The 17,655-nt window shown below is 60.9% G+C and carries 10 protein-coding genes; 6 read left to right on the top strand and 4 right to left on the bottom strand.

Annotation, left to right across the window (positions count from 1 at the left end; translation table 11 throughout):
* The first annotated feature begins 29 nt into the window (after positions 1–29).
* Positions 30–773: a pilus assembly protein gene (locus HXW87_RS26465; protein ID WP_047296274.1), complete on the top strand. Its 744-nt coding sequence runs from the start codon at positions 30–32 to the stop codon at positions 771–773.
* 60 nt (positions 774–833) lie between these two features.
* The gene (locus tag HXW87_RS26460; RefSeq protein WP_047296272.1) at positions 834–1,328 is read left to right on the top strand and encodes a CS1 type fimbrial major subunit; all 495 of its coding nucleotides are present in this window, start codon (positions 834–836) and stop codon (positions 1,326–1,328) included.
* Between the two features lie 122 nt (positions 1,329–1,450).
* Here HXW87_RS26460 and HXW87_RS26455 read toward each other — a convergent pair whose 3' ends face one another.
* The 3 genes from HXW87_RS26455 to HXW87_RS26445 form a co-directional block, all read right to left on the bottom strand.
* Positions 1,451–6,139, bottom strand: a complete 4,689-nt coding sequence (locus tag HXW87_RS26455; RefSeq protein ID WP_239778034.1) for an NEL domain-containing protein — start codon at positions 6,137–6,139, stop codon at positions 1,451–1,453.
* A gap of 156 nt (positions 6,140–6,295) precedes the next feature.
* Positions 6,296–9,409: a transglycosylase domain-containing protein gene (locus HXW87_RS26450; RefSeq protein WP_239778032.1), complete on the bottom strand. Its 3,114-nt coding sequence runs from the start codon at positions 9,407–9,409 to the stop codon at positions 6,296–6,298.
* Between the two features lie 266 nt (positions 9,410–9,675).
* Positions 9,676–10,134, bottom strand: coding sequence for a transposase (locus tag HXW87_RS26445; protein ID WP_239778031.1), 459 nt, complete (start codon positions 10,132–10,134; stop codon positions 9,676–9,678).
* Between the two features lie 625 nt (positions 10,135–10,759).
* Here HXW87_RS26445 and HXW87_RS26440 point away from each other — a divergent pair.
* From HXW87_RS26440 to HXW87_RS26425, 4 genes are all read left to right on the top strand, one after another.
* Entirely contained in the window at positions 10,760–12,178 is a 1,419-nt protein-coding gene (locus HXW87_RS26440; RefSeq protein WP_095668395.1) for an amino acid permease, read from the top strand.
* Positions 12,179–12,374: 196 nt separating this feature from the next.
* A complete protein-coding gene (locus tag HXW87_RS26435) occupies positions 12,375–13,862 on the top strand; it encodes a glucosyltransferase domain-containing protein (protein WP_239778030.1) in 1,488 nt (495 codons plus the stop codon).
* Between the two features lie 114 nt (positions 13,863–13,976).
* Positions 13,977–14,336 (top strand): polysaccharide synthesis protein GtrA, encoded by a 360-nt coding sequence (locus HXW87_RS26430; protein WP_239778029.1) that lies wholly within the window; start codon positions 13,977–13,979, stop codon positions 14,334–14,336.
* Positions 14,333–15,970: a glycosyltransferase family 39 protein gene (locus tag HXW87_RS26425; RefSeq protein WP_239778027.1), complete on the top strand. Its 1,638-nt coding sequence runs from the start codon at positions 14,333–14,335 to the stop codon at positions 15,968–15,970. The genes HXW87_RS26430 and HXW87_RS26425 overlap by 4 nt, the downstream gene beginning before the upstream one ends.
* Here the strand turns inward: HXW87_RS26425 and HXW87_RS26420 are convergent.
* A complete protein-coding gene (locus HXW87_RS26420) occupies positions 15,891–17,510 on the bottom strand; it encodes an FMN-binding glutamate synthase family protein (RefSeq protein ID WP_145594724.1) in 1,620 nt (539 codons plus the stop codon). The two genes, HXW87_RS26425 and HXW87_RS26420, sit on opposite strands and share 80 nt — an antisense overlap.
* Positions 17,511–17,655: the final 145 nt, after the last annotated feature.

Here is a 17,655-nt window from a genome sequence, read left to right as displayed (position 1 = left end):
CCATGTTCAACTTCACGAGGTTCAAAGGTATGAAAGGTCTATGGGTTTTACTGGGGTTGAGCCTGTGTTGCGCAGGTGTTCAGGCCGGGCCGCAAATCAATGTCGGAACGGTCTACGACTACCTCGACAGCGACAAGAGCACCTATCTCAAGCGGGTATTCAACAGCGGCGACGGCACCGCATTCGTCAAGGTCAACATTCTGGAGATCATTTACGACGCTGATGGCAGTCACCGCGAAGTCCCGGTCAGGCAGCAAGCCGATGGCAGCAGCCGTGATGGACTGATGGCCAGTCCGGCGCGGTTGATTGTTCCGGCCAACGGCATGCAGGCCACCCGTCTGGTGCTGATGGGCAAGCGCGATACCGAGCGCTATTTCCGGGTGCGCTTTGTGCCGGTGGTCCCGGAAAAGGAAGACCAGTTCGCCGTTTCCAGCGAAGAGCGCGAGGCTTACAAGGAAAACCTCTCGGCCGGCGTCAATGTCATGACCGGGTTTGGCACGGTGTTCTTTGTCCGGCCGAAAGACGCTCGGTTCGACACGGTCATCGATGACCGTGCCGGGGTTTATCGGCTGCGTAACAACGGCAATACGGTGGTGGTGATCGATGAGTTTCGCAACTGCTCGCAAAAGAACGAGACCGACTGCGAACCGACCACCAAGCACCACCTCCTGGCTGGCAAGTCGTTCGAATTCGAGAAGAAACCGGGCCGGGAATACCGTTTCAATCTGGTCGAAGGTGCAGCCAGGAAAGCGCTGCGTGTCGCCAGCCAGTAACCCGCGGCGGCAAAAGGGGGATTCGCCCTGCCGCTTTTTTCGATGCAACAGGTAGCAGACATGATCAAGCAATCGACCATTGCTTTGTGCAGCGTGATGGCGCTGGCAAGTGCGCAAGCGTTCGCGGCCAGGGAAGCGCGCACGTTCGAGGTGTCGGTGGATATACCGACTCTGGACTTCTATGTGCTTCCCGCCGAAGCCAACTGGATTCATCTGCAGCAGACGCTGCCGTGGAATATCCATACCTCGACCTTGCAGGGGCTGCGCAAGAATTTCGATGTCAAACACAGCACCAGCGCGATCGAAGCGCGGCTGGATGCCGAGCCTTATCTGTTCAACGGGCGGGACGCTATCTTTTTGCAGGTCAGTTTCAATGGGCAACCGTTGAGCCATGACCCCACCCCCCGGGAAGTGGTTTCGGCGGCTCAGGCCAGTAAAGGCGGGCGCTTTGCACTGGAGATCCAGCCGAAGGTGCCCGCCGATGGCTATAAACCCGGGACGTACCATGGCACCGTACAACTGATCTTCAGTGCCACGCCTCCCTCGGGTGTCTAAGACCGCCATTGCGCTTTTTCCGGTGGCAGACTGGCTGACAGCCGTTCTGCCACCGGGGACTGCGCTGGCCCAGTGGGCCGGCGGCGCACGCCTGCGATTGGGCCAGCGCGGTGTACGTACCGTTACAGACCGGCGCGTCTCATGGCATCACGAGTCAAACGTCTGGCCAGAGCCTTTTCCTCGTCCACCAAATCGATCAGCACGCGGTTATAGGCCGCTTCGCTGATCGGTGTATCAGCGAACAGGACGGTGTCGGGGATCGGCAGACCGGCAGCGAGTTCGCGCAGTCGGTTGCGCCGCTCGGTGCGCTGTTGATCCGTGGTCGAATCCAGCCATTGCTGCTGCACTTCGCGCACGGTTTCCAGTTGTTCGAACAGCTTCAGGTAGCGATGCTTGTTCGATGCCAGGCGCGCGGGAAACTGCTCTTGCAGGTAGTTCTGCCAGAAGTCCTGTTCGAGCATCTTGTCCACCAGACCATCGCCTTCACCCAGTGCCAGCACCGTGTCGTACGCCGTATCAATCATCGCGTCAGTCACGCCCGACACCGGTCGGAACAACATGGACTCGGTCTGCCAGGGCAGGCCCAGGCGTCTGGCCAGGCCGGTCTGGTAGGCCAGGTAGACTTCGACATCGTCCGGGGTGCCACCGCGGCTCTCGACGTCCGCTCGGGCAATGTCGTTCACCTGTTCCAGGCGCGCCGCGCCCTGGGCCAGGGTGACCAGTCTGTTTTCCAGTTCCCGGGGGCCGATCGCGTAGGCGTAGGCCTCGGAAGCCAGCACGTTGATGCCCATGTGGTTGAACAACTGAGCGCCGGCGTCCGCACAGTCCACCGGAGCGACCACCATGGTGAAGAGTTTTTCCCGCAAGCGAGTGTCGTGGTGCACGGCGTCGAGCATGCGCCACACACGTTGCATCAATTGCTGGCGCAGTTCACCGCCGGCGCGATAGTCGGCGAATTCGCGAACGCCGAGCAGCGTCGCCATGAACGGTTGCGCAGCCGGTTCTTCCACCAGCTCCGACCAAGGCGTTTCGCGGTTGATGCCCCAACCGGGCACGTCGCTCCAATAATCGGCGCCAAACGCGGAAATGATCGAGAAATTGCGTACCGGGTCGGCCGGCAGAAGCGTTTCCTCGGGCAGACCCACCGCGCGTCGATGGGCCTGGTAGATCACCTGATTGACCTCCGAGAGCCTGATCACGTCCAGGCGCGTACGGGCCACCAGCCACTGTGCCTCGGAGCCGCTGACCACCTCCGGAATTGTCGCCAGCGGATTGCCGCGCAGGTCGAGTAACAGGCCACGCGGACGAGGCCTGGCCAGAATGCCTTCAGGCCAGGCGGTCAGCCCGGTGTTCTTCAGGCCCACCACCTTGAGCCTGGGCATGCGTGACAGGTTAGGCGACAGCCCCAGCGGGTTGTCATCGAGTTTGAGCACCTCCAGATACGTCAGGGTACGTAAACGCTCGACGGCAGCGGCATCCAGCACAATCTTGTTATCGCTCAGGCGCAAACGTTCGAGCCGGCGCAAGGACGTGCCGATGCGCTCTGGCAAACGGGTCAGATCACAGCCTTTGGCGCTCAGTTCGATCAGGTGCGGGAAGTCCTTGAGCAAACCGCTGGAATCAGTGGCAAATCGGGTGTTATCGAGTTTGAGTACGGTGACCTTGTCGAGAAATTTTTTCATCGCCGGACGTTTGGCCCACCAGGTTTCCAGATCCAGCGCAAGCATCTCGCGCGACAGGTCCAGCGCGTAGGAGGATGGATCGGTGCGTTGCCCCAAGTTTTCGGTCTTGCGTTCCAGACAATCGAGCAGACGGTTGTGGATATGTAATCCGCCGCCATCGCGAAACTGATGACTGCCCGGTCCCCAGGTGTCCGGTTGCTGATAGCGCCAGCGATTGATCGTTTCACGCAGTTCTTCCAGATCGTTCTCCATTGCCTCGATGGCTTTGAGCGGTTCGCCCTGTTCGGTCAAGGCCTGGGCAAAGGCATCGACCTCGCGCGCCGTGAAGTGCGGATACAGATCCTCGATACGTTCATGCAGGCTCTCGCCGTCTCGGCTCAAACCACCTCCGCGCACCAACAGTTGAGTGTCGAATTGAACAACGGGGCGGATCGGCGGTTCGGCCAGCACCGTGCGCCGTTCGCTCGGCGCGGTGGTTTTGGCAATGATCCATTGTTTGAGCTGCGCGGCGTCGCGGGTGCTGTAACCCAGCACGCTGCGGCCCTGATGTTCGCCCGCATGGAGAATCGCTTCATACAGACCGCAAGCCCGATGCAGCAGTTGATTCGAGCCATCACGCACCTGATAAAGGTTCTCGCCGGTGCGCACCAGCACCCGGTTCCGCTCGGCCGACTCGACGCCGGCACTGCTGCGCAGGGGGCCGTCGAATGTTCCGTCACGGATGTCGATCCGCAGCGCGCCAAAGGCATCGCTGTGATGACGCAACGCGCCCAGGGCCAGGCGTTCGCTCTCGACCGTGATCAGCGCTTCGCGCTGCAGCCCTTGCGCCGCTCGAACCGACTGCACCTCAAACTCCAGCTCGCGGGCCAGGGTTTTCAGACGCAGCGGCACCTGCCGTCGCAGGGTGATCCGCTGCATCTCCAGTGGACGGGCCAGGCCAATCACGCGTTCGGCCAGCACCGGCGTCAGTTGCGGGCAGTCGCGCAGTACCCGGGCGGCCGGGGCAGAAAGAGCTTGCGCCACGTCCTTTGGTGCCGGGTGGCTTGCCAGGCGCAGGAGGGTATCGGCGAGCAGAGGCGGGGGCGGGGTGTTTTCCACATGCATGCGCCGCAGGATGTTCTCGTCGGTGCCGGTCAACTGGCGAATCTGTTCCAGTTGCGCATCGCTGAATCCATCGGTGGCATGGCCGATTCGGCGCATCAACTGCGGGCCTTGCCACTGACGCGGGTTTTCCGACTCACCGACCCATGCGCCATGGCTGTTGTGCCTGAGTGTCGGCGCATAGGCGTCGGGGCGGCGTGGATGACGAATCCGGTGTTCACCGCTCAGCGGATCCCGGGTCACTTCGAACACCTGCTGATCCAGTTTCACCACGTGCTTGTTGCCCAGTACGTGCAAGCCTTGCGCATCAGGACGGATGGAGGCGGGCAGTATCTGGTCGGTGACGCGATACGGAGTGAGGTCAGGGTTCCAGAGGCGTGTCTGGCCGTCGCCCAGTTTTACCGGTTTCAGGTTTTCAAAAAACGGCGAGAGCTTGACCAGCGCCGCGTTGCCCAATTCGGCACCTGCAGCGAAAATCCCCAGTTGCACGATACTTTCCAGCACACCGATGGCTTGAGCGCCGGCTTGGGCCAAGTGACCTTCGGCCAGATCGACGACTCCCTCAACAATCTGATCGGTGACCTGGTACGCGGTATAGGCCAGCATCAATACGCCCAGCTCGGGAGCGAAGGGCACGGCCACCAGCATCGCCAGATTGAGCATGTCCGTCAGGATTTTTTCCAGGTTGTCCCACCATGCCCAGCGGGCCATACGATCGGCGTATTCGGTGGCTATCGCAATCTCCCGGGCATCGTTGAGCATCTTGTTGAGTTTCTGCTGGTAGAGGTACTGCCACAGGTCACCGGTAAAGCGTGTTTCGCGATCCTGTTGAACCGGCGCCACGCGAAATTGCAGGTTGGGATGATCCACAGGCGTATCGCGCCAGTTGGGCAAATTCGACCCGGAGGGCGTCGGCTGCCATGTCACATGACTGAGGCGCTCGTTCAATCGGGCGAAGAAATAGCCTCGCTGACGCTGCGGGACAAACTGACTGAAAAACCGCTGGTAGGACGAGGACGCTGAGGTGTCCCGCAACTGGCGGGTCAGCTCGGCCATAAACGCCAGTGAATCGGGATATTGCTTGAGCGGGTGTTCCGGGTCGTTGGGCACATAGGCCAGAACCGGCACGGGCCGCGTGGCGGCAAGCGGGTCGGCGCAGATCAGGACAATGCCTGTCAGTGCTGTGTCCATCATCGTCAGCGTGTGATAGCGCACAGCCTTGCCGTGCCACAGTACCTGGGCACGGTCTTCGAGCATGCCTTGCACCACTTCAAATGCCAGACGGTCGATGTCGCCTTTAAGCAGGGCCATGCGCGCGGCGACCCGCAATGTCTGTTTCTGGCTGCGTGTCACCTTGATCTGCAGGTATTGACGGGCCACCGGGTTTTTCGAAAGCACGAATTCGTGCAAGTGGGTCTGGTAGCGCGCGCCGATATCCAGCTCGCGACACAATGCCTTGAACTGCTCGACGCTGATCCTGTGCGTGAGCGCCTTGACCGAAAACTGCCCGAGCGCATCGGGACGGGTGATAAAGCAGGAGTCGGCAGCGAACGTTTCGTCGCTGGAAAAGTTGTGCAATGCCGCGTCCAGCAGCGACACCGTGCGACTTTGCGTGCCGTTGGCAAAGTCATGCGCCCACCAGGAGGTCTTGGCCGGCATGTACAGCCGTACCCAGGTGTCTTCGACGTCGTCCTCGACACCGAAGCGCGTCTTCAGGGCCTGTTGCAGCAAAGGTCTGGCAAAGGTGCGCGGATCCTGCAGCGTGCTCAGCGCGCGATCGATGCTGTTCTGCGCGATCCATGCCTGGCGTATTTCATCCTTGAGCTGTTGATGCTCGCTGGCCGCAGCGCTGCGATGCCATGCAGGCATGGTCAGGGTGACGTTTTTCAATGATTCGATCCGTGCTGCCGAAGCCTTGTACAGCCAGTCGGGAAGGGCGTCTTTAACCAGATCGTAATGGACACTTTTATGACCTTGGGCAGAAGGCGTCTGCTGCGATCGATACAGTGTCAGGGAAGGGTTGGGCATGGCCTGATCGTCCGTTGATCAAAATGGAGCGATCAGACTAAGAAATGACCCGGCGCGAAAAAAGCGCAAAAACAGGTTGAAAGCACGGCAGGTTTACGCCGCGACACAGCGGAAATTCAATGGCAAAAAATACTCCGATACCGCCCCGGAGCGAACCTAACGTGCTGCGGTCAGCGGGTCGGGCTGGCACAGGGTATGCGTACCCGGCTGCAGGTACGGTGAAAGGATCGGCGCCATGCCCTTGAGCACCTGCACCGGCAGCGCCGAGGTGAACTTGAAGTTCTCCGCCGAACGCCCGGGGACGAACGCGGTGAGTGTGCCGAAGTGGTTGTTGCCGATGTAGAACACGAAGGTCGCGGTGCGGTTGATCGACTTGGAACTGAGGATCCGCCCGCCGGAGCCGATGGCTTCGATGCGGTTGTCGCCGGTGCCGGTCTTGCCACCCATCACCAACGGTGTGCCGTCGGCGGTCTTGAAACTGCCGGACACCCGTTTCGCCGTGCCCGAGTCCACCACTTGCGAAAGGGCTTCGCGCATCGCCGTTGCGACCTCCGACGGCATCACCCGTTTACCGACATGCGGGTCGTTGGTCAGGCGCGTTTCATAAGGCGTGCCGGCGGCAAAATGCAGGCTGTCGATGCGCAGGGTCGGCATGCGCACGCCGTCGTTGAGGATGGTGCCGATCAGCTCGGCGAGTGCTGCCGGGCGATCGCCGGAGCTGCCAATGGCGGTGGCCAGCGACGGCACCAGATGGTCGAACGGATAGCCGACTTTCTGCCAGCGCTGGTGAATCTCGAGGAACGCCTCGATTTCGAGCATGGTACGGATGCGGCTGTCACGGGCGCCCTTGTGCTTGCTCTTGAACAGCCAGCTGTAGACCTCCTGGCGCTCGAACTGGCTGGCCTTGACGACCTGACTGAAGGTGGCATCCGGGTTGTGCAGCAGGTAGCCCATCAACCACAGGTCCAGCGGGTGCACCTTGGCGATGAAGCCCTGATCCGGCAGATCGTAGGTGCCGGGGCCGTAGGCGTCGTACAGCCGGATCAGACGATCGTCGGTGAGTTTTTCGGTGAGCTTGGCGCCTTTGAGGTGCGCGCGCACGAAGCTGTTGAAGTCTTCCTGACTGGCATTGGGCAGCAAGTAACGATGCACGGCGGCCATGCGGATCGGCGTCGGGCGCATGCTGTCGAGGAAGGTGTCGAGGCGCGCCTGGGTGTCCTTGTTCTTGTACTTCTTCCAGAACTTGAGCAGGAACGAGGTGCCTTCGCGGTCAGCGAAACTGGCCAGGTATTCCTGCCGTCGCGGGTCGCGGTCGTCCTTGAGCAATTCGGCGCTGCTGTTGGGGCCGGAGTAGGTGACGTAGCGCACCACATCGCGCATCAGGCGAATGAACGGCAGGTTGATCGATTCGCGCAGGGCGTCGCGCAAGGTCGGCATGCGGCCGTTGTCTTCCTTGCGAAAGTTATGGAACACATGCAGGCCGCCACCGGTGAAAAACGCCTCGCCGGGGCTGGCGGAGTATTTGCGGTCGAGCGCGGCACCGAGCATTTTCGACAGGTCGTGATCCTTGTTCTGGATCAGATAATCGATTACCCATTGGCTCAAGCGATCCTGATCCGGCACTTCGACTTTCTTCAGTTCCGGCACGCTCATGGCGCCGTACTTGTCGTGCAGTTCGGAGATGATCTGCAAATAAGTGGTGAGCACGCGCATTTTCGCCGTCGAGCCGAGCTCCAGCTTGCTGCCCTCGTTAATGTCGAACGGCTGATCGGTGCTGTCAGTCTGCACGCGTACCCGCGAGCCGTCCGGGGTCAGTTCGAACAGGGTGAAGCTGTAGCGCACCTGGGTGGTGCTGGTGGGGGTGAGCAGGCGTTCGCCAATCAGACCGATCTGCCCGGCGAACGCGGGATCGGCGAGTTTTTTCAGGTAGTCGGTGGCCTGGGTTTGCAGATCGCCCTGCAAGGTGCTGGTGGCTGACAGGTCGAGCCGATCGAGGTCGTACAGCGGGCGATTGAGCATTGTCGCCAGACGGCTGCGGGCAACGCTGATGCCCTTGTTGGTTTCGATCGGCTGGAGGGTCGGCTGGGTCTGCCAGTCGCGGTAAGTGACCTTGCTCGCCAGCGCGGCATCGGCCAGTGCGCTGTCGATCACGCCGTTCTGCTTGAGCAGGCGCAAGTGGCTGTCGGTGAGGTCGGCGAGTTCTTCACGGCCCTTGGTCAGGTAGTGCGAAGGACGGCGCTGGGCGATCATCAGCGAGAGCATTTCGCGCAGGGCCAGGCCTTTGTCGGCCATGGTTGTCGGGTCGGTGGCCGAGCTGTTCAGCTGTGCATTGGCCTGGTTGAAATCGCTGCCGTACCAGACCCGCAAACCTTCGGCCATGCCATGGACCTCACCATGCCCCGGTACGGCAGAGAGGGGCACGCTGTTGAGGTAGTCGCGAATGATGTTCTGCCGCGCGCCGAGGGTTTGCGGCCCGGGCTGATAGGCGCGCACGCTGGCGGAAATCATCTGGCGGATCTTCTCCGCACCGGACACCGTCAGGCCATCGGGCGAGTGCCGGTACTTCTCCAGTTGCGTCGCCAAAGTGCTGCCGCCCGCCGATTGCCCCGGCAGGTGCAGCAACTTCGCCACCTGTGACCAGGCGGCCATGCCGAAGCGCGGCCAGTCCACCGCCGGGTTGGCCAGCGGTTGTTTGGGATCGAGCAGAAAGCGGTTTTCGATGAACAGCAAACTGCTGACCACCACCGGCGGAATGGCCGCAAAACTCGAATACAGCTGCTGCGGATACTTGTACTGATACAAAGGCGCGGCGCGGCAATCGGTGATCGACAGCCCGGCCTGGATCTTTTCCGCATAGGGTACGAACAGGCCTTTGTCGGTGTAGCTCAGCAGCGCCGGAGAAAACCGCGTCTGCTCGGTGATCACGTAGTCGCGCTTGAGCAGGCGCGGCAAGAATTCATCGAGGGAGCTGTAGCCCAGACGCAGATCGAACGGCCCGTTGCCCGGATAGCGGATCGCTTCGCTGGGGCCGGGTTCCAGCTGATATTTGAGCGACGCCGCGTACTGGCTCAGCTCCCGGGACTGGAAACGCGAGGTGCGCATCTCCTTGCTCGCGGCCAGACCCACGACGATGGCAATAATCAGCAGCAATAACCAGAACGCCTTCCAGCCATGCCGGTTGCGGCGTTTTTTGGGGGGGACAGGCGCTTCATCCACACGTTCAGTCGGAACCACGGCTTTACTCGAATCGGTTTGCCACAAAGCGCCCATAGTCGATTGATCCATTCACGCAGATTGATCGGACTTGACTGAAGCTTAGACGGTGGTTGGTGATGGGGAAAAAAATGTGCGGGGTTTGAGTGGGTTGGTTTCTGAATAAAAATGCAGCTGTGGCGAGGGAACTTGCTCCCGCTGGACTGCGCAACGGCCCCAATCCCTGTAGTCGCGATCTTTCTGAAACACCGCGTGCGCAGGGCTTACGACGGCTTCGCCGCCGAGCGGGAGCAAGCTCCCTCGCCACAGGGGAAGTGGGAGCTTTAGAGCCAGCAGGCGTCCCAAAGCGGGTAGTCGCCAATTTTTTCGACCAGACCAGCCCGCAGCGGATTGGCGATGATGTACCGCGCGTATGGTTTCAAGTTTTCGCCGTCACGGATGGCATGGTCGTGATAGCCGGTTTGCCAAAACGCGCCTTTTCGGTTCAAGGCGCGATTGATCGTCAATGTGCTGCGGGATTTCACCGCTTGCATCAGACGTTCAATATGTATTTCTTCCAGCTGGACCAACCAATGTAAGTGGTCAGGCATCACCACCCAGGCTATCGAATCGACCCATCGTTGATCATGAGCTCGCCTGAGTTCCGCAATCAACAAACGCCCCACCTGCCAATCGCTGAATATTCTGCGCCGCTGATGCACCACAGTAGTTATGAGATAAGCACGTCCTAACTCCGAACAACGCCCTCGGCGGAGCCGATGTGAATTTGGGGGGTTACGCATTCCGTTGCGTCCTTTGCGAGTTCAATCCTTATTCACGCTAGTCGCAGCATTCAAGAATTGAGTCTGCGATGACTGTACGAAATTTCCGAAAATTTGCAGATGTCGCCTTCTGTGTGGCGAGGGAGCTTGCTCCCGCTGGACTGCGCAGCAGTCCCAATCCCTGTAGTCGCAATTTGTCTGAAGCATCGCGTGCGCGTTAATACGACGGCTTCGCCGCCGAGCGGGAGCAAGCTCCCTCGCCACAGGGGAATAGACAGCCAAGTACATCGAAACAGCTGTGCTAGAGCCATCACCTACGCAATACCACCAACGCAGGGGCATGACGATGCACCAATGCTGTGCAATACTCGCTGGCCTTTTTAGTGGGGAAAAATCCTACGGAGTCCAGGTAATGCCTCTCCGTAAACCGGCGGAATGCCGAGATTTCCCGCTAAATGTTAGGGCTTATAGAGTGAAAAGCCCTGTCACAAGCTTTTTATACTGCACGCCCCGCTGATCTTGCAGGTCGGGACCTGCGAGACGCGTTTGCCCACGAGGCCGGCGCGGTTTCGGGAAGTTCAGGCCTATCGGTCGACGCTTCGCCACTCGGCGGTCATATCCAATAACAAGACGAGGTTGTATCCCTATGCCAGTCGGCAATCACCTGCCCCATGGCGAGACCGCTCACGGCGGCCCGCTCAAACGTGAACTCGGTGAACGGCATATCCGCCTGATGGCGCTCGGCGCCTGTATCGGTGTCGGCCTGTTCCTGGGTTCGGCCAAGGCCATTGAAATGGCCGGTCCGGCGATCATGCTCTCCTACATTCTCGGCGGCCTGGCGATCCTGGTGATCATGCGCGCCCTCGGCGAGATGGCCGTGCACAACCCGGTGGCCGGTTCGTTCAGCCGCTATGCCCAGGATTACCTCGGCCCGCTCGCGGGTTTTCTTACTGGCTGGAACTACTGGTTCCTGTGGCTGGTGACCTGCGTCGCGGAAATCACGGCTGTTGCGGTGTACATGGGCATCTGGTTCCCCGATGTGCCGCGCTGGATCTGGGCCCTGGCGGCGCTGGTCAGCATGGGCTCGATCAACCTGATCGCGGTAAAGGCCTTCGGTGAATTCGAGTTCTGGTTCGCCCTGATCAAGATCGTCACTATCATCGCCATGGTCATCGGCGGCGTCGGCATCATTGCCTTCGGGTTTGGCAACGACGGCGTGGCGCTGGGGATTTCCAACCTGTGGGCCCACGGCGGCTTCATGCCCAACGGCGTGACCGGGGTGCTGATGTCCCTGCAAATGGTCATGTTCGCCTACCTCGGTGTCGAGATGATCGGCCTGACCGCCGGTGAAGCGAAGAACCCGCAGAAGACCATTCCCGATGCGATCGGCTCGGTGTTCTGGCGCATTCTGCTGTTCTACGTCGGCGCGCTGTTCGTGATCCTGTCGATCTACCCGTGGAACGAAATCGGCACTCAAGGCAGCCCGTTCGTGATGACCTTCGAGCGTCTGGGCATCAAGACCGCCGCCGGCATCATCAACTTCGTGGTGATCACGGCGGCACTGTCGTCATGCAACGGCGGTATCTTCAGCACCGGGCGCATGCTCTACAGCCTGGCGCAGAACGGCCAGGCCCCCGCCGGATTCGCCAAGACCTCCAACGGCGTGCCACGCCGGGCGTTGCTGCTGTCGATTTTCGCCTTGTTGATCGGTGTGCTGCTCAACTACCTGGTGCCGGAGAAAGTCTTCGTCTGGGTGACGTCGATCGCCACCTTCGGCGCGATCTGGACCTGGGTCATGATCCTGCTGGCGCAACTGAAATTCCGCAAAGGTTTGAGCGCCAGCGAACGTGCCGGGCTGAAATACAAGATGTGGCTTTACCCGGTCAGCTCTTATTTCGCGCTGGCGTTCCTGGTGCTGGTGGTCGGCCTGATGGCGTACTTCCCGGACACCCGTGTGGCGCTGTATGTCGGGCCGGCGTTCCTGGTGCTGCTGACGGTGTTGTTCTACGTGTTCAAGTTGCAGCCGAGCGGTGAAACGCAGGGCGCGGTGCGTTCGGCGACTTGATGTAGGCGATAGCAAAAGCCAAAGATCGCAGCCTGCGGCAGCTCCTACACGGAAATGTATCCACCTTGTAGGAGCTGCCGCAGGCTGCGATCTTTTACCGTTTTACCGCCGGTCTGAAAGAGCGATACAAACCCAGAAGCAAGGCTCAAACCTGTATCACTCAGCAATCCCGCGCGGCAGTAACCGAGGCGCAGACATGAGGGCGAGCGCATTTCTCGAGCGAGAGCTCAGTCAGCGGCAAGTCGTGCTGTTCTTCCTGCTTGCCACCGCGCTGTACGTCCTGCCGCTGATCCTCGCTGACTTTCCTTACATCGACGACAACTGGCGTACGCTGGCCGCCGCTAATGCCTGGGCCGGGCAGGGCCGATTGTTTGCCGACTGGTTTTATCAGGCGCTGACGTTCACCGGGGCGGCACCGAACATCTATCCGTTACCCCTGTTGCTCGCCGTCGTGGCGATGAGTCTGGCGCTGACTCGGCTGACCGTTCACTACTTTGTCGAACCGACACTGGCCTGTTGCCTGGTCGCGTTGCCGCTCTGGTACAACCCGTTTCTGCTGCAGAACCTGTCCTATCAATACGACGGCCCGATCATGGCCTTGAGCATGGTCGCGGTGATTTACGCCATCACGTTCGACGCTTCATCGCGGGTACAGCGCTGGCTGGTACCGGCGGCGTTGCTGGCGCTGGCGATCGGGCTGTATCAGATCAGCCTCAATGTGTTTCTCGGTCTGTGTGGTGTCGAGTTGATCAGGGCTGTTCAGCGGCAAACGCAGTGGCCGCAGATCTTGCGGATGCTGGGCTGGAAGCTCGCACAAGCGGGCCTCGGCATCCTGATCTATAGCGTCACGGCTTATCCGTTCATGGAGACGTTGCGAAGAACGGATCTGCTGAACCCGGACACCCACCCGCTGTTGCAGATCGGTATCAATTTCTCTCGGGTGCTACAGAATGTTGCGCTGCTGTTTCACGGCGGCTACTCGTGGGTTTTCGCTGCACTGGTGTTGTGTGCATTCGCGGGCTGTCTGCGTCTGGTTCGGGGCCGCCAACGCCGTTGGCCAAGCCTGCTGCTGTGTTTGCTCACGCTGCCCGTTCTGATCTTGCTGGTGCCCGGAATCACCCTGCTGTTTCGGGATTTCAATGAAGGCGCGCGGACCCTGATGGGGTTCGGCGTGTTACTGCTGGGGCTGTTCTATCTGGCGCACGTTGCGCTGGCGTCCGGGCACCGCCGCTTGCCCTTGCTGCTGATCATTCCGCTGCTGGCGACACTCTCGCTGTCCTTCGCCTATGGCCGGGTGCTGAGCCTGCAGAAAACCTTTGCCAACAGCGCGCTGTACAGCCTGAGCCACGACATCGCCGCCCATCGTGAACTACGTGAAGCGAAACGGATTTACCTCTCAGTCAGCTACTCCGATCGCTGGCTGGCCAGTGCGGCCGGTTCATTCAAACAGCTGCCGGTGTTGCACTATTTGCTCAACGTCGACTACTTCATCCTCGCGGAAAATCTGCCGTCGGCGGGCATCACCAACGTGGTCGCCGAACGCGAGCGGCGCAACGCCACCCACGTCGGTTATCAGGGTTTTCCAGCGCTGGTGGACAGCCTGTATTACCGGATTTACCTGATTGGCGATTACGGTTTCATCGTCATGAAGGAACCGCCTCACGGCAGGTTGCTGCAGTGGTAACCCTGACCGTCCGTCGCAATCCATCCCGCACCTGTAATTTCTGACAGTAGACCACTCAAGCGCCTTGCCCTAGCTTCGAAAGTCAGCCGGACCAAGCCATGGCAAGGAACCGTAATGAAAGGATTTCCTGCGCTGACAGTGATTGGCATCGCTGATGCACTTATCCACTGGCAGATTTTTTTCGTCCTGTGCAGCGCCATCGGGTTGACCCAGGCAGCCAGTAACTTCGCCGCATTCTGCGTGGCGGCGTTCTCGTTTTACGTGAACCTGCTTTACACCTTCGACAGCAAGACATGGGTGCTCGGCTACGTGCTGTTTATCGCACTGCTGGGGGGCACAAGCTTCGGTATCGGCGCGATTGCCGATACGCGCGACTGGGGCGGGCTGCTGACGGTGACAGTGTTTACCGCGCTGAACCTGATGTTGGGGTACTGCTTTTTCCGGTTCGTGCTGTTTCGAGGACAACGGACATGAAACTCTGGGTAGCCGCACCTTTTTTCAAAGACGCGAATGTTTCAGTGCGGGCCGATCAGCTGGCTCTGGCGACAGTTCTGATTATCGCGCTGTGTGTGCGGTTCTACTCCATTACTGTCCCCGTGATCTGGTATGACGAGGCCTACAGTGTGCTGCTGGCTCGAGAAACGCCGGCGCGCATCTGGGCGTTGACCGCACTGGATGTGCATCCGCCGCTGTATTACGTGCTGCTGCATTACTGGGGCATGGCCTGGGGCGATTCTGCCGGGGCGGCACGGGGCTTGAGCGTGTTGGCGGACGTTGGCAGCGTGTTGCTCGGCATCCAGTTGATGCGTCTGGTGGCCACGCGGCGGGCGACCTGGATGGCGGCACTGTTGCTGGCGCTGCTGCCCGTTTCGGTGCGCTACAGCCAGGAAGTGCGGATGTACACCTTGCTCGGATTCTGGCTGATGGCCGCGACCGTGGCGCTGGTCTGCTGGGCGCGGACACCCGGGCAAAAACGCTGGCCGTGCCTGTACGTGTTGCTGATGAGCGCGGCGTTTTACACGCATTATTTCGCCGCGGGCTGCGTACTGGTGCACTGGCTGTTCTGGTGGCGGGCGCGAGCGGATCACGCCGCGAGCCTTTCACCCCGCGCGTGGTGCCTGGCCAACGCGGCGATTGTGCTGTTGTTTGTGCCGTGGCTGCCGAATCTGCTTGAACAGTTGTCCGCCGGTGTCGCGGCGTGGATCGAGCCTGTGACCGTGCAGGCTGCACTGGGGCTGCCCTGGCAATTCATGTTGATGGAGCCGCGCGTGGCACCCGCGTCGTGGTGGCGGCTGGCGCCTTCGCTGCTGATCGTGCTCTGCGCAACGCTGATCGTGGCGCAAGGCATCGGCGAACGGCGTTACCGGCCGTTGCTGCTCGGCTACTTTTTTATTCCGACGATCTCGCTGTTTGTCCTGGCGCTGTTCATGCCGCTGTTTCTTGCGCGCTATCTGGTGTTCGCGGCCCCCGGCATCCCCCTGCTTATCGCCGTGGCACTGGACTCGTTGGCACGCCGATACCCGCGCCCGGCCATGGCGCTGTTCGTGCTGGTGGTCGTCGGACAATGCTACGGTCTGGCGATGGTCTATCGCCAGGCCGATGGCATGAATGGCACCGAGATGCGCCGGGACTACCGGTTGGATGGGCTGGCCAGCCAGATCGAACGCGAGGCCCAGCCCGGCGATGACATCGTCCTCGACTCGCTGATTTCGTACTTGCCGTTTCTCTACTACAACACCAGCGCCATTGAGCCGCGGTTTCATGTGCGCACGGCGTTCCCGGCGTTCCTCGCCTCCTCGGTTGGCGGTGGCTACGCGCTGATCCCGCTCGCCAAGCGCTGGATCTATTTCCATGACCCGGCGCTGGTGCAATGCCGCCGGCACCGAGTCTGGTGGATACCGCTGGAATCGCCCGATCACTTCCGCACCCTGTTCAGCGGCGATTGGCAAACGCGGCAGACGCTGTGGAGCGGCTCGGCGGCGGCCTACCTGTTCAGCGTCAACACCGCGTCAGTCGCGACCGGTGGCCTTAAGCCGCAGCCACCTCCTGCGGCTCGAAACTGTCAGCCCGGGCCATCTGCCACATCCGCGAGTAGAACTCGCCATTGACCTCGCCCGTGAGCAACTCACCTGGCTTGAGAAACACATGCAGCTGCGAGAACAGCTTGATCTCGGTCGCCGACATGCGCCGCACCAGGTGCTTGGCCGACAGTTGTGATGGATGCTCAAGACCGGCCGCCGCCAACATTTCTGCCAGTGCCTTGAGCGTGTTGCGGTGGAAGTTGTAGACGCGCTGGGCCTTGTCCGGGACGACGAGGGCGCGTTGACGCAGGGCGTCCTGGGTGGCGACGCCGGTCGGGCATTTGTTGGTGTGGCAGCTTTGCGACTGGATGCAGCCGATGGCGAACATGAAGCCGCGCGCGGAGTTGGCCCAGTCGGCGCCGATGGCCAGCACGCTGGCGATGTCGAACGCGCTGACGATCTTGCCGCTGGCGCCGAGCTTGATCTTGTCGCGCAGGTTCAGGCCGACCAGCGTGTTATGCACGAACAGCAGGCCTTCGCGCATCGGCACGCCGATGTGGTCGGTGAACTCCACCGGCGCGGCACCGGTGCCGCCTTCCTTGCCGTCGACCACGATGAAGTCCGGCAGGATGCCGGTTTCCAGCATGGCTTTGGCGATACCCATGAACTCCCACGGATGCCCGAGGCAGAACTTGAAGCCCACCGGTTTGCCGCCGGACAGTTCGCGCAGTTGCTGGATGAACTGCATCATTTCGATCGGCGTGGAAAACGCGCTGTGGCGAGACGGCGAGATGCAGTCTTCGCCCATCAGGATGCCGCGGGTGTCGGCGATTTCCTGGGTAACTTTGTGCTTGGGCAGAATCCCGCCGTGGCCGGGTTTGGCGCCCTGGCTCATCTTGATTTCGATCATCCGCACCTGCGGATTCTGCGCCTGGGCGGCGAAGCGTTCCGGGTCGAAACGGCCATCGCTGGTACGGCAGCCGAAATAACCGCTGCCCAGTTCCCAGGTCAGGTCGCCGCCGTGTTCGCGGTGATACGGGCTGATGCTGCCTTCGCCGGTGTCGTGGGCGAAGTTGCCGAGTTTGGCGCCCTGGTTCAACGCGCGGATGGCGTTGGCGCTGAGCGAGCCGAAGCTCATCGCCGAAATGTTGAACACCGACGCCGAATACGGCTGCGTGCATTGCGGGCCGCCGACGGTGACGCGGAAACTGCTCGGGTCGCTCAATGGCGCCGGGCGCATCGAGTGGCCGATGAATTCGAAGCCCGATTGATAGACGTCGATCAGCGTGCCGAAGGGTTTGTCGGCGGTTTCGTTCTTCGCCCGCGAATAGACCAGCGAGCGCTGGGCGCGGGAGAAGGGCAGGGCGTCGCTGTCGGATTCAAGCAGGTACTGACGGATCTCCGGGCGGATGCCTTCGACCAGATAGCGGATGTTGCCCAGGATCGGGTAGTTGCGGCGTACCGCGTGCGGGCTCTGCAGCAGGTCGAACAGACCGAGCAGGCTCAGCACGCCGGTGACGGCGGTGATCGGCCACAGCCAGTCGTGTTCGAGAAAGGGCAGGCTGGCGAGGGTGAAGATCACGCAGACGGCAAAGAAGGCGTAGCGGCTCAGGAGTGACAGGCTCATACGGTTTCCCTGGTTCGGACTCAATGGTTTGCAAACCTGTGACAGCAGGCGGGCCTGTTGATGAGATTTATTGTGGTGAGGGGATTTATCCCCGATGGGTGGCGAAGCCGCCCCAAAACCATTCACTGCGGTGTAACTGAAAGAC

This window comes from Pseudomonas sp. Y5-11, from assembly GCF_022368695.1.
Lineage (GTDB): Bacteria > Pseudomonadota > Gammaproteobacteria > Pseudomonadales > Pseudomonadaceae > Aquipseudomonas > Aquipseudomonas parakoreensis.
The sequence above is the reverse complement of the archived record's forward strand: the minus strand, read 5'-3'. Positions and strand labels throughout refer to the sequence as shown.